We start from the raw sequence: 12,677 nt of genomic DNA, 5'->3' as shown, positions 1-12,677 counted from the left end.
GACGCCATCGCGGGGCCAGCCCGCTCCCACGATCCCTGATTCAACCGCGGATTTCAGCCACCACGGCAGCCAGTGCCTTGGCCGGATCGGCCGCCTGGCTGATCGGACGCCCGATCACCAGGTAATCGGAACCGGCGTCCAGTGCCTGACGCGGGGTCAGAATCCGGCGCTGGTCATCCTGGGCGCTGCCCGCCGGGCGAATACCCGGGGTCACCAGCTGCAGCGACGGGTGCGCCGCCTTCAGTGCCGGCGCTTCCAGTGCCGAGCACACCAGGCCGTCCATGCCGGCCTTCTGCGCCAGCGCCGCCAGGCGCAGCACCTGCTCCTGCGGATCGACATCCAGGCCGATGCCGGCCAGGTCCTCGCGCTCCATGCTGGTCAGCACGGTCACGCCGATCAGCAGCGGCTGCGGGCCGCTGCGCTTGGCCAGCTCTTCACGGCAGGCCGACATCATGCGCAGGCCACCGGAGCAGTGCACGTTGACCATCCACACGCCCATCTCGGCCGCGGCCTTGACCGCCATGGCGGTGGTGTTGGGGATGTCGTGGAACTTGAGGTCGAGGAATACTTCGAAGCCCTTGCTGCACAGGGTTTCGACAATACCCGAGGCGCTGCTGGTGAACAGTTCCTTGCCCACCTTGACCCGGCACAGGGCGGGGTCGAGCTGGTCGGCCAGCTTCAGGGCGGCGTCACGGGTGGGGAAATCCAGGGCGACGATCAGGGGCGTCTGGCAGGCGGACATGGGCAGGGTCTCTTGGCAAGTCGTAAACGGCGCGCATTGTAAACGAAGTGGCGCGGGGTTTGGGGGCCGCGGGTCATGAGATTTGGCCCGGGCGGGGGCGGCTCCTATAATTGAACCAACGGCTGCGGCAATGGCTCGAATGCCATGTAAGCGGTGCCCTGTACGCGTTCAGGAGAATCTCGATGCCTTGGTATGCCTGGTTGATACTGCTTGTGGCTCTCGGGTCGATTGTCGGCGGGTTGATGCTGCTGCGGGATACGGCGAAGAAGTTGCCGTTGACCGAGGAGCAGTTGAAGAAGGTGCATGAGCGCAATGCCGAGGCGGATGCGAAGGACGCGCAGGATCGCTAAGTGACCGACAGGCCGACCGGGCAAGACGCCTGATCGGCTGTCGATTGCATTACTCGACCGTCAACCGGTCACGGTTACGCTCAAGCAACGCGCTGCCGATGCCCTTGATTTCCAACAGCTCATCCACCGAAGTGAACGGACCGTTCGCTTCTCTGTAGGCAATGATTGCCTGGGCCTTGGACTGGCCGATGCCATCGAGCGCCTTTTGCAAGGTCTGGCTATCAGCCTTGTTCAGGTCCACCCGATTACCCTGGCCCAGCGAGCTCACCACTGCGGCAGCCGGCTGGCTGTCCACCCCGGGAGCCGCGCTGATGGTAAATGGAAGAGCGGCGAAAAGTGGAAGCAACAGGTATGACAGTACGGTATTACGCATGAGGTATCACTCCTTGCGGCTGAAATGAAGCAACGTTCCTTGATTGCCCCCTCACGTTAGATCGCGATATCGCTCACGGCAATCGCCTTGCCGACGCAAGCCTTTACCGGATGCTTCTGGCACCAGAACGTCATGGCAAAGCCCCGCCGCCAGGTGGAATTGCGACCGATGTGCCACAACAGTCGAACTGTTACAACGTATTGGCCGCTTCAGCATCATCTCCTTGCAGACGCATTGTCAGCCAACCCAACCTCACCCGCTCTCAATGCAAAAATGCCCGACATTGCGTCGGGCTTTCCATGTTCAGTGGTGATGCTCAGGGATCGAGTCGCCGTTGCTGGTAGATCCAGTCGACGATTTCGCCGTCGGGCGAGTAACCGCTCACCACTTCGCGCAGCAACTGCCGTACGCGTGCATAGTCATCCTCCGATACTGCGGCCACCAGTTGATCGAGGCGCTCCTTGAGGACTTCCCAGGCAAGATAATCCTCGTGCGCACTCATGATCATCGGATGCCGTGTCGCCTCCACGTTGTCGCCGATCAGAAGTTCTTCGTACAACTTCTCGCCTGGCCGCAACCCTGTGAACTCGATGGCAATGTCCCCTGTCGGATTGCGCTCGGAGCGGACACTGAGCCCTGAGAGATGCACCATCTTTTCCGCCAGCTCGACGATCTTCACCGGCTCCCCCATATCCAGCACGAAGACATCCCCGCCCAACCCCATGGACCCGGCCTGGATCACCAACTGCGCAGCCTCCGGAATGGTCATGAAGTATCGGGTGATCTTCGGGTGCGTGACAGTCAGCGGCCCGCCGGACTTGATCTGTTGACGGAACAATGGAATCACTGAACCTGAGGAACCCAGTACGTTGCCGAAACGCACCATGGTGAAACGTGTGGAGTTGATATGCGGGATAGCGTTCCTGTCCCCCCAGAGCGTCGCGGAACTCTCCCGACTCAATGCCTGCAGGACCATTTCGGCCAGGCGTTTGCTGCTGCCCATGACATTGGTAGGACGCACGGCCTTGTCAGTCGAGATCAGGACGAAATTGGACACCCCGGCCTGCAAAGCAGACTGGGCCGCGTGCAAGGTTCCAATAACATTGTTGAGCACGCCCTCGGCAATGTTGTGTTCGACCATTGGCACATGCTTGTACGCCGCCGCGTGATAGACGGTTTCCACATGCCAGGTGCGCATGACATGCAGCAGCTTGTTCTGGTCACGCACCGAGCCGAGTATCGGGAGCACATGAACGGCCAAGGCTTCTCGCTGGCAACGCTGTTCCAGCTCCGCAAGTATGCTGTAGAGGTTGAATTCACTGTGCTCGAACAACAGGAGCGTGGTCGGCCCCAGTTCGAGGATCTGCCGGCAAAGTTCCGAGCCGATGGAGCCACCTGCCCCTGTCACCAACACCACCTTGCCGGTGATGCAACGTTCGAGCAGACCTTCCTGCGGAGGCACGGCATCGCGCCCCAGAAGGTCGGCGATGTCGACTTCCTGGATGTCGTCGACCTTGACCCTGCCGCTGGCGAGGTCCATCAGCCCCGGCACACTGCGCACATGCAGAGGGAAACCTTCCAGATAGGTCAGGATCTCGCGTCGTCGTCCGCGGCTGGCCGATGGGATGGCCATGAGCACTTCCTGTGCACCGGTGACGTTGATCAGTCGTTGAATATTGCGTGACTTGTAGACATGCAGGCCGGAAATCACCCGTTCGGCGATATCCGGGTCGTCATCGATGAAGGCCACCGGACGCATGGTGCGCCCCATGCGCAGGGCGGCGACGAGCTGGTTGCCCGCAGCTCCGGCACCATAGATCGCCACACGTGGCAAACCATCGTCCTGGCTGGCAAACGGGACGTGCTTCACCGTCGAGAACCAGTCACCCAGGAAGTACTGGCGCATGATCAGGCGCAATCCACCGAGCATGACCATGCTCAGCCACCAGTAGTTGAAGATGATCGAGCGCGGTACCAGGGTGGCATGGTTGCTGTACCAATAGACCACCAGCGCCAGCGCCAACGATGACAACCCCACCGCCTTGAAGATGACGATGAGGGCGTCGTTGCCGATATAACGCATGACGGCCCGGTACATGCCGAAGCGGATGAACGTGGGAATGGCAATCAGCGGCGCGGCTGCGAACAGCCATGGATGGCTGACCATGGGATTGCCGGCGTCCTCGAAGCCCAGCCGGACGATGAATGACATCCACAGCGCACACCACACCAGCAGCAGGTCCACCACTACTTGCAATGCGCGTTTTTTTCGACGAGGCAGGCCCAGGAGGGCGGCCCTCAATTTATCCATCATCAGAGTTTGTCCCGCTTCCGCTTCCCGCGGATGTTATACCGTGTTGGCCAGGCAACGACCGACAGCGCCAACCAGATTGCCTTGACACACATCGGTATCGAACGCGCCGGACGAAGGCAAGCGGTGCCTGCCTTCATTCCGACGGGTCGTATACCTTGAATCGCTTACAGACTTGCCCGCTGCAGGACGTCACGCAGTACATCGCACGTCTTGCCGATCTCATCGTCAGTCAGGGTGGGATGTACCAGGAACATCAAGCTGTTCTCCCCCAGTTCCCGGGCAACGGGCAAGCCCGGCTGCGGTCGCCAGCCGGTACCATCGAAGGCTTTCTCCAGGTAGACCTCCGAGCACGAACCGGAATACGCCGGCACACCCAGGGCAGTGATCTCACCCAGGATGCGGTCCCGGTTCCAACCGTCCTTCAGTGCCGACGGTTCGACGAAGACATAGCACTTGTAGGCCGCATGGATAATGTCATGGGGTACCGACGGCACGCGCAGGCCGGACAGTTGCGCAGCCGTGCTCCAGATTCGACGGGCATTGGCCAGTCGACGGGCCTGCCAGTCCACCATCCTGCGCAACTGGATCCGACCGATTACCGCCTGCACCTCGAGCATGCGCCAGTTTGTCCCGAAACTTTCATGCAACCAGCGGAAACCAGGAGCGTGTTGTCGCTCGTAGACCGCCTCCCAGCTCTTGCCATGATCCTTGAACGACCACATGCGCGACCACAGCGTCCGGTCATTGGTCGTGACCATGCCGCCCTCGCCGCCCGTGGTCATGATCTTGTCCTGGCAGAAGGACCAGGCTCCCACATGTCCGATCGACCCTACCGGGCGCCCTTTATAATGGGCGCCATGTGCCTGGGCACAATCTTCGATGACCTTCAGGCCATGCTTTTCAGCCAATGCCATGATCGGATCCATGTCGCAAGGCCAACCCGCCAGATGCACACAGATCACCGCTCTTGTACGCGGCGTCAGCACCGCCTCGATCGTCTTCGCGGTAATGTTCTGCGAGTCAGGATCCACGTCGGCGAAGACCGGTATCGCGCCGGCATTGACGATCGAAGAGGCCGACGCCAGGAAAGTGCGCGAGGTGACCACCACCTCGTCACCGTCCCCCAGGTCCAGCGCCTTGAGGGCCACATCCAGCGCCACCGTTCCGTTGGCCAACGCTACCGCATGTTCGGTACCCGCCCAGGCAGCGAATTCCTTTTCGAACTCTCGGCACGCCTGTCCCGTCCAATAGTTGACCTTATTGGACAGAATCACGTCACGTACCGCGTTCGCCTCTTCCTCGGTAAAGGAAGGCCATGGCGAGAAGGAAGTGTTCAACACAATTGAGGCTCTTCAGTATTTGGTCGAAATAGAAGGGCTGCGCACACGCAGCCCCTCGGTTGAATTCCATTGCACATCTCGAAACCCTCGGCAGCCACGAGCAACCTTGGCGGTCACCTCTGCCGACAGCACTTGCGCGAATGCTTCTCATCCATACAGTCAAGAAAGCTTGCGCCAGGTATGGCATCAACACAAGACGAATCGACAGTGACAGGTAATGCAACGACGCTAGGTGACGCTCCTGCCTGCCATGGGCCTGGCGGGAACCCCTACCACGGTCAGTCCGTCCGCAATATCGGCCGTGACTGCCGCGCCTGCCCCCACCGTTACAGACATACCAATTGTTACAAGCTGACGAACACTAGCACCGATGCCAACCCAGCTCAAATCGCCGACCCTGACGCCACCGGCAAGGTGTGCACCGGGGCTGATATGCACACCATCCCCGAGCACGCAGTCATGATCGACACTGCATCCGGTGTTGAGAATGCTGCCAAGCCCGACCCGTGCATCGGCGTTCACAACCGCCCCGGCAAAGATCACCGTCCCCTTGCCGATCAGTGCGTGGCGACTGACGGTGGCTGCAGGATGTACCAGCGTGCACAACCGGCCACCTGCCGACTCCAGCTCAAGCAGCTTGCGAAAACGGATCGGATTGTTGCCGATGGCCACCACCACGCCGTCGTATTCGTGCAGGCGCTCGCGCAGCAAGGCGCTGTCGCCCGCCACTTGCCAGAAACCGTTGCTTTGCCGATCCGGCCAGGCATCATCGTAGAAATCGACCACCTGCCAACCACAGCATTGCGCGGTATCGGCCACCACCTTGCCATGGCCACTGGCACCGAGGATCGCCAGTCTGCTCACGAGCGTTTTCCCGTGAACTTCGACATGGTCACCTCGCCTGCGCCATTGATCCCCTCGCGGATCACGACCTTCTTCAGGGTGAGGAAGATGATCTTGAAGTCCAGCAGCAATGAACGGTTGTCCACATACCAGACGTCCAGATCGAACTTGTCTTCCCAGCTCAAGGCATTGCGACCATTGACCTGAGCCCACCCGCTGATGCCGGGCCGAACCTCATGGCGCCGGTACTGTTCAGGACTGTAGAGCGGCAGGTACTCCATCAGCAAAGGTCGTGGCCCAACCAGGCTCATGTCGCCCTTGAGGACATTCCACAGCTCCGGCAACTCATCGAGGCTACTGGCACGCAGGAAGTTTCCGAAGGGGGTCATGCGCTGCGCGTCCGGCAACGGGTTGCCATCGGCGTCGAACGCATCACGCATGGTACGGAACTTCACCATCTTGAACGGTTTGCCATGCAATCCCGGACGAACCTGGGAAAAGATGACCGGCGACCCCAGACGCCTGCGGATCGCCATCGCAACGAACAGGATGACGGGCGCAAGCACGAGCAGCCCCAGCAGGGCCAGTACGATATCAACCAGGCGTTTCACTTGACATCACCCTGAAACAATATCGACAGATAATTATCAGCCAAGGTCGAGTAGTTCCGGTTCTGCAGCAACCATTCGCGCCCACGCATGCCCATCTGGGCCCGCTCCTGCGCACTTTTCGATTTCATTTCGACAATGGCGCTTACCACGGCACCGACATCGTTCGCCGGCACGAACACACCGCAGTCCGCTTCGTTGATCATCGACGGGTAGCCATTATAGGAGGCCACCACTGGTTTGGCCGCCAGCATGTAGTCGATGACTTTGTTCAACGACTGCCCGTAATCCCAGACCTTCGAGTCGTGCACCGAGAAGTACAGCAGGTCACCCTCGGACAGCACCGACTGGACCATGTTGCGCGGAACCTTTGGCGCAAACACAAGATTGGGAAGATCACCATACTGCTTCTGGTAGCTTTCCCGCAGCGCGCCATCGCCAACGATCACGAACTCGACGTCGGTGTGCTCGCGCATCGCCCTCGCCGTTTCGAAAAACACGTCCAGCGCGTTGGTGATGCCGATGGTACCGGCATGCACCACCTTGAACTTGTCGCTGGCCAGATAGCGCTCGGCATAGTCCGCGGGAACCTCGGCCACATCGTTCAGATGCTCCTGGCTGACACCCATCGGCACGCAGTAGACCGGCCGCTCATGACCCAGCTCCGCCCGGACATGAGCGGCAAGGTTCGGCATGGTCCCCACGATGGCATCGGACTTCCGGTAGGCGAGCCGCTCCAGCCACGACAACCCCCTGACAAACAGGTTGCCGTTGCTGAAGCCGCCCTCCTCCACGATGGTGAGCGGCCATATGTCCCGAACCTCGAACACCAGACGGCACCGGTACTTGAGCCGCATCAACAGGCCATTGACGATGGTCAGCAACGACAGGCTGGAAATGATCACCACATCAGGACGCGGCAACGCACGTTTGTCGAGCCAGAACAGGTTCCATTCGAAATGGAACCAGCTCAGGATCCTGCGCAAGGACTTGGCAACCGAGTACTTCATCGTCTTCAACCAGACGATCTTGACCCCATCGGTATCCTCAACCGTTACCCGGTCCTGCAGCACCGGGAGATCCACCAGGTTGTTGGAGTCCGAGCTGATCACGACGACCTGGTGGCCAGCGCGGCTCATTTCGTCCACCAGGAACCAGCCCCGTCCTCCGGGGCTGGTGGCGGTCTTTGGAGAGAAGTACTTCGTTACGTACCAGATCGTCTTGTTCATCTAGGCAAACAGCTCATCAATCTTTGTAAAGGCGGGGAATGGAATTGACGATCTTGATCACTTCGGTGAAGTCCATGCCCAGGGCATCCAGGTACCAACGGATGTTCTGGTAACGCGGGCGGTTTTCCTCACGTACCAGTTCAAGGGCACGCTCACGGGTGATTTCGCCTTCACGTACCTGGTTGCTGCGGAACGTGTCGTGTTCGGAGAAGCCGGCCACAAGGTAGTAGATATAGTTGTACAGGCCCGCGGTACCGTCACCGATCCGCCAGGTAGTGCTGGTGTCGACCGCCAGCTCCCAGCCGTAATCGTTGATCAAGGTGTCGTCGATGGTCTTCTCGTCCCAACGCCAGTAATCGAAGATGTGGTAGTAGTCCTTCTTCTCGGTGAAGCTGCGGTAGTACTCGCCCGACAAGGTGTCCCACAGCGAGCTGTTGAAATACCCCGGGCTCTTGAGCATCGCCTTGAAACGCAGGCTCTGGTACTCCATCTGCTTGCGCCAGCCGTGCATGTAGACCCGCTTTTCTTCGAACGCGGGCGGCACACCGAGGAATCCGGCCTTGAAGTGAGTGACTTCCAGCGGGTTGACGCCCCACAGGTTCAGACTCACGCCGGTCTGCTGCTTGACTGTCTCGATATGACGGAAGAAGTGTTTGTCGCCCGCGGTCAGGATGCTGATCATGCCCAGGTGCGGCGCCTTGAGCCACGCCTTGAGGTTGATGGCGATGTTATGGCGCTTCTTGGCGATATCGTCGGCGACGATGATGTTCTCGACACCCAGTTCGGCACTCATCCGGCTGATGTTGCGCCGCCCCAGGTCGGTGACCATACCCCAGTCGTAGGTATAGGTGACCGGGTTCATCTTCAGTTCCTTGACGATCAGGTGCAACCCGTAGCAGCTGTCGCGTCCTCCCGAGAACGGCACGATGCAGTCAGTAACGCCCGCACGGCGATAGCCCTCGACCAGATTGAACAGTTCCTCTTTCGGCTTGGGCACATTGCGAGGACTGTAGTTGTGGCAGTAGTTGCAGACACCTTCGGCATCGAAGGTGATGAACGGCATGGTCTCAGGAAGGATGCAACGGGTGCAGCGACGCAGGTTGGGCTGCGGGTAGAGCAGTTGCTTTTCTTCGGAGGTGATGAACTGGAAGGGTGGAATCAGGTTGTGAACGCGCTGGTTGTTGTCGGACACGCGAATGTCCGAAGCCACCGGCAGATCGATGACTACTGCTTTCTCCCTGACTTGGAGAATGTCGCTGCAACCAACCTGGGTAAGTGGGAAGCGCTCCGAGGAGAAACAACGCCCGCCCTCCACCGTGCCGACATACAGGCTGCCGTTGTTGGAAAACAGCACGGCCTTGCCCAGGCGCGGCACGACGATCGCGCAGGCGATGACACCGACGCACAGCGCCAGGACCTTTTCCGCCAGGCCTTCAAGCGTGTCGCCTGCTTCTTCCAGATGCTGCTCGGTGATCGCGGCGATCACCTCGCTGTCGATCTCGAGGGTTCGCTTGGGCTTGATGTGATTCCATACATCGGCGTCGTTCACGATGATCCCGTTGTGGATCACGCAAACACCGCCGCGCACGACGGGCTGGTTGTCGGCAAGGCCATTGGTGATCAGGCGGCTATGGCCGAAGACAAAGGCGGAATCGAAAGGCTTAACCTGCGAGATCAACTTCTTGATGTCGTAGTCGGCCCTGCTCACCTGGTAGCCCGCGCCATCCGCGTAGATCAGGCCGCTGGAGTCACGCCCACGCTGCCTGGCATGCAGCGCCAGGGTCATCAGACTTTCCTTGTTGACTTTTTCCTTGCCGATGTAGCCAAAAATTCCACACATATTGCAACCCGTATTGAATGGTTTTCCCTAGCGCTCACGCAGGGTTGTAATCTGAGCCAGTACGCACTAACCGCTGAGCACCGCCTTGTGCTGCGACTGGTTTCCGTAAGGACATCCCCTTACAAACGCCGCAACGACCCCAAGGCGGCCATGCATGGATTGCGTGCCCACCAGAAAAATCAGTGATTACGATTTGAAAGGCTTTGCTGGTAAAGCGCCACCAGCTTCTGCTCCTGGGCTTGCCAGCTCAGAGGCGTCAGGTCGGAAAACTCGAACGCCACCTGCGAACGCTCGAGCCTCAGGATAGCGTCCCGTATTTCATTGGCCTGCAGTTTACAGCATTCACCCAATCCGTACGTCTCAAGCACAGTGCGAATGTCCGGAAAATCCGAGGCCAGCACAGGCACGCCAGCAAAGCAGTATTCGAAGAGCTTGTTGGGAAGGCAATAGTAATCGCTGAGGGAAACATCCTGAACCAGGCACAATCCGAAATCCGCTGACTGCGCGATCGGCACGACCTGCGAATGCGGTACAGCATCGTGTACATGCACATTCGAGTGCTGCTCAGCCAAACGCTTGAGGTCATCGCTCAACTCGCCATAGCCAAGGAACACGACATGCGAAGACACCTGCGGATCCTTGAAGGCTTCCGTGAGCAGGTCAATGCCACGCCCATGCCCCAGAATTCCGACATAGATGAAAATCTTGCTTTCGTCAGGGATTGAGAATTTCTTGCGCAGGTAATCCTCGTCATGAGCTTGTTCCCCGCTGAAAAGCGGCGAGTTGAGGATGACCGCAGACGGCTTTGGGCCGAGGGTTTCCTGGTACCAGCGATCGATGGAAGGGCTGACCACGATCAATGCATCAACGAAGCGCCATAGCAGCTTCTCCATGCGCAATGTCAACGTACCTTGCAGTTTGGTCAGCCCATTTCGGTTGGACTCCAACTCGTGGGCGTCATAAACCAGTGTTCCGCCGACAAGCCATTTCACAATGCACCCCAGCGGCAGGACCAGTATATCGTGACAGTGGATGACGTCCGGACGCTTGCGCACTGCCCGAGGCAGCATTTTAAGAACCAGCTCAAGCAGCGTAATGACGTGCCGCAGGGTCCTCGGCACAGATGTCAGCTTCCGCGCCCCCAGGTTGAGCGCGACGATATCCGCGGGAAAGGAAATAGCGGTCTTTTGCGCGCCTTCATCGAGTGCAACTCCCAACCCACTGACGGCATAGCCAGCAGCAGCCAGCGCACCCATTTCCTTGAGTATTCTCGAATCAGACTCAATATCTGTGTGAGTTAAATGAAGAGTTTTCATCGGCTATTTTTCTTGAGCAGTAGGGTGTAGAACGACAACATGAGGAGACCCGCGATCCCACCATGAGACATCAGTACGGTGATATAGTCTGACGACATGAAATTCACACACATTATCAGCACAACACCGACCAGGATTGGAATCAGGCCGCTCCCCATGGAGGATGCCAACCTGGCAAGAATGAGGTCTAGCACAATAATCGCCAGCAATGCGATTGCCATTCCCATCACACCCAGGAAAGCTGGATAGACAAGGAAAAAGCTCGTCGGTGCCGTACTGGTACTGGTTTTATCACCTTGTGCATAGACAGAGCCAAATTTCTGATAGACCAACTCAGGTATGTTTACCGACTCTCCCAATACGCGCCTGGCAAACGGTAAGGTCTTGAACCCGTCCACTTCTTCGCTTTCGGCATACATGAAGTTCCATACAGAAACCTGGAATGGAATCACCAGCATCCGGTTGAAGATTGCCTGCAGGAAAATCAAACTCCTGTTTTGCGACGCAGCCACCGCCTGTGCCTGAACGACTGGCGCCTGCTCCTGCTCCTGCTTGGGTGCCTGCCCGGGTGTGATCGCAACACTTTGAGCCGGTGACGACAGCACACTCGAAGGGCACTCCTCCACGGCTCCCTCACTTGCACACAGACACTCCAGGCGCGCGGCGATAGGTCCGATATACTTGGACGGCAACCCCAGCGAGTAATCTCTGAGGGCCAGGGATTCTATGAGCTCCTTGCTCTTCTGGCATGTACCGGCCTTGACGGAGCAGGCCGCGAAGTCATAGTGCCCCCCCACGACCGATTCGCGCTCCTTCAGCACCTCGAAAGCAACAAGCGAGGCCATTACGAACGCCACCGCGAAGCCGCCCATCAGCAGGCGGGAGATCCAGGTTCTGCACCAGAAGAATGCCCCTGCCAACAGCATCAGCATCGAAGAAACCAGGAGTCCTTTGGTGCCACTGATGAGCACTGCCAAGATCGCCAGGAATCCTACGAGGACAGCGATTATCGCGCGAAGTGGATGATGCGGAACAGAAGCCTTGAGCAACCAGATGGAAAGCAACGCAAGCATGGGGGCTACTGTGTTTACGTATGCACCCAAGGCATAGGTTGAGATGGATGTACCAATAAGTTTTACACTAAACTCACGAGCCAACAACGTCATCCAAGGATCGTACATCAGCGCGTAAAGCCCACTGCACTCCCACGACACCCTCCACAAATAAACAAACACCAAGGCAGCACCAGCGAGCGCCGTGAATGAGTAAACCCCGTTCACTGCCACAGGGAACTCGGAGCCTTCCGCCTTGAAGTCGAAACGACTGCTCAACCACCCCCAAGACACAAGCGCCACTGCACCGCCATTGACGACCAATGCATACGCCCAGGGTTCAGCGAGCGCCCTGTCCAACTGCCCGGAAAAAATCACCAGGGGGACCTGGTAAAATACGCAAACGAACAAAGGGAAACAGAACGACAACCGCGCAAGAATGTACTTGTTCTTCGAGAATCTGACCGCACAGGTAGTCAGAACAAGCAAGGTGCACACCACATTGAAGGCCCAGAAACCGGAAAACACCGGTTTCATGACACTCAACTGAGTGAGCATTATTGTGTAGTCAGCAGTCTCCATAACCCCTACCACAGGCACCTGTCCATAGAACCAGCCGCCAGAAAATATATTTTCATCTCAGCGCCGACCACACAAAAACCAACGTGCC

11 protein-coding genes are annotated in these 12,677 nt (G+C 58.5%); 1 reads left to right on the top strand and 10 read right to left on the bottom strand.

All coding sequences use genetic code 11. The features are described 5' to 3' along the window. Window positions 1-40: 40 nt before the first annotated feature. Window positions 41-742, bottom strand: a complete 702-nt coding sequence (gene pyrF, locus HU751_RS01275; protein ID WP_069017485.1) for an orotidine-5'-phosphate decarboxylase — start codon at window positions 740-742, stop codon at window positions 41-43. Between the two features lie 182 nt (window positions 743-924). On the opposite strand from pyrF, the gene HU751_RS01270 reads away from it, so the two are divergent. Next, window positions 925-1,092 carry a DUF2897 family protein gene (locus HU751_RS01270; RefSeq protein WP_082120463.1) on the top strand — a complete coding sequence of 56 codons (168 nt, stop codon included), beginning with the start codon at window positions 925-927 and terminating at the stop codon, window positions 1,090-1,092. 49 nt (window positions 1,093-1,141) lie between these two features. On the opposite strand, the gene HU751_RS01265 is transcribed toward HU751_RS01270, so the two are convergent. The 9 genes from HU751_RS01265 to HU751_RS01225 all read right to left on the bottom strand — a co-directional run bounded on the left by HU751_RS01265 (window position 1,142) and on the right by HU751_RS01225 (window position 12,544). Then, entirely contained in the window at window positions 1,142-1,465 is a 324-nt protein-coding gene (locus HU751_RS01265) for a ComEA family DNA-binding protein (RefSeq protein WP_186733726.1), read from the bottom strand. 316 nt (window positions 1,466-1,781) lie between these two features. After that, complete coding sequence (locus HU751_RS01260) at window positions 1,782-3,779, bottom strand: polysaccharide biosynthesis protein (RefSeq protein ID WP_186733727.1); 1,998 nt, start codon at window positions 3,777-3,779, stop codon at window positions 1,782-1,784. Window positions 3,780-3,943: 164 nt separating this feature from the next. Then, a complete protein-coding gene (locus tag HU751_RS01255; RefSeq protein WP_186733728.1) occupies window positions 3,944-5,119 on the bottom strand; it encodes a DegT/DnrJ/EryC1/StrS family aminotransferase in 1,176 nt (391 codons plus the stop codon). A gap of 228 nt (window positions 5,120-5,347) precedes the next feature. Then, window positions 5,348-5,983: an acetyltransferase gene (locus HU751_RS01250; RefSeq protein WP_186733729.1), complete on the bottom strand. Its 636-nt coding sequence runs from the start codon at window positions 5,981-5,983 to the stop codon at window positions 5,348-5,350. After that, entirely contained in the window at window positions 5,980-6,573 is a 594-nt protein-coding gene (locus tag HU751_RS01245; protein WP_186733730.1) for a sugar transferase, read from the bottom strand. Before HU751_RS01245 ends, HU751_RS01250 begins: the two co-directional genes overlap by 4 nt. Continuing rightward, the gene (locus HU751_RS01240) at window positions 6,570-7,799 is read right to left on the bottom strand and encodes a glycosyltransferase family 4 protein (RefSeq protein ID WP_186733731.1); all 1,230 of its coding nucleotides are present in this window, start codon (window positions 7,797-7,799) and stop codon (window positions 6,570-6,572) included. The genes HU751_RS01245 and HU751_RS01240 overlap by 4 nt, the downstream gene beginning before the upstream one ends. A 16-nt stretch (window positions 7,800-7,815) precedes the next feature. Beyond that, window positions 7,816-9,585 carry a hypothetical protein gene (locus tag HU751_RS01235; protein ID WP_197866344.1) on the bottom strand — a complete coding sequence of 590 codons (1,770 nt, stop codon included), beginning with the start codon at window positions 9,583-9,585 and terminating at the stop codon, window positions 7,816-7,818. Window positions 9,586-9,818: 233 nt separating this feature from the next. Continuing rightward, window positions 9,819-10,955: a glycosyltransferase gene (locus HU751_RS01230; protein ID WP_186733732.1), complete on the bottom strand. Its 1,137-nt coding sequence runs from the start codon at window positions 10,953-10,955 to the stop codon at window positions 9,819-9,821. Beyond that, window positions 10,952-12,544, bottom strand: a complete 1,593-nt coding sequence (locus HU751_RS01225) for a hypothetical protein (protein ID WP_186733733.1) — start codon at window positions 12,542-12,544, stop codon at window positions 10,952-10,954. Before HU751_RS01225 ends, HU751_RS01230 begins: the two co-directional genes overlap by 4 nt. Window positions 12,545-12,677: the final 133 nt, after the last annotated feature.

The organism is Pseudomonas peradeniyensis, assembly GCF_014268935.2.
Taxonomy (GTDB): Bacteria; Pseudomonadota; Gammaproteobacteria; order Pseudomonadales; family Pseudomonadaceae; genus Aquipseudomonas; species Aquipseudomonas peradeniyensis.
This window is presented reverse-complemented; position numbering and strand designations above follow the sequence as displayed.

What these genes read in the sequence shown, in the direction of transcription:
- pyrF (WP_069017485.1), bottom strand. Translation starts at nt 742, where the DNA reads ATGTCCGCCTGCCAGACGCCCCTGATCGTCGCCCTGGATTTCCCCACC.
- HU751_RS01270 (WP_082120463.1), top strand. Translation starts at nt 925, where the DNA reads ATGCCTTGGTATGCCTGGTTGATACTGCTTGTGGCTCTCGGGTCGATT.
- HU751_RS01265 (WP_186733726.1), bottom strand. Translation starts at nt 1,465, where the DNA reads ATGCGTAATACCGTACTGTCATACCTGTTGCTTCCACTTTTCGCCGCT.
- HU751_RS01260 (WP_186733727.1), bottom strand. Translation starts at nt 3,779, where the DNA reads ATGATGGATAAATTGAGGGCCGCCCTCCTGGGCCTGCCTCGTCGAAAA.
- HU751_RS01240 (WP_186733731.1), bottom strand. Translation starts at nt 7,799, where the DNA reads ATGAACAAGACGATCTGGTACGTAACGAAGTACTTCTCTCCAAAGACC.
- HU751_RS01235 (WP_197866344.1), bottom strand. Translation starts at nt 9,585, where the DNA reads ATGACCCTGGCGCTGCATGCCAGGCAGCGTGGGCGTGACTCCAGCGGC.
- HU751_RS01230 (WP_186733732.1), bottom strand. Translation starts at nt 10,955, where the DNA reads ATGAAAACTCTTCATTTAACTCACACAGATATTGAGTCTGATTCGAGA.
- HU751_RS01225 (WP_186733733.1), bottom strand. Translation starts at nt 12,544, where the DNA reads ATGAAACCGGTGTTTTCCGGTTTCTGGGCCTTCAATGTGGTGTGCACC.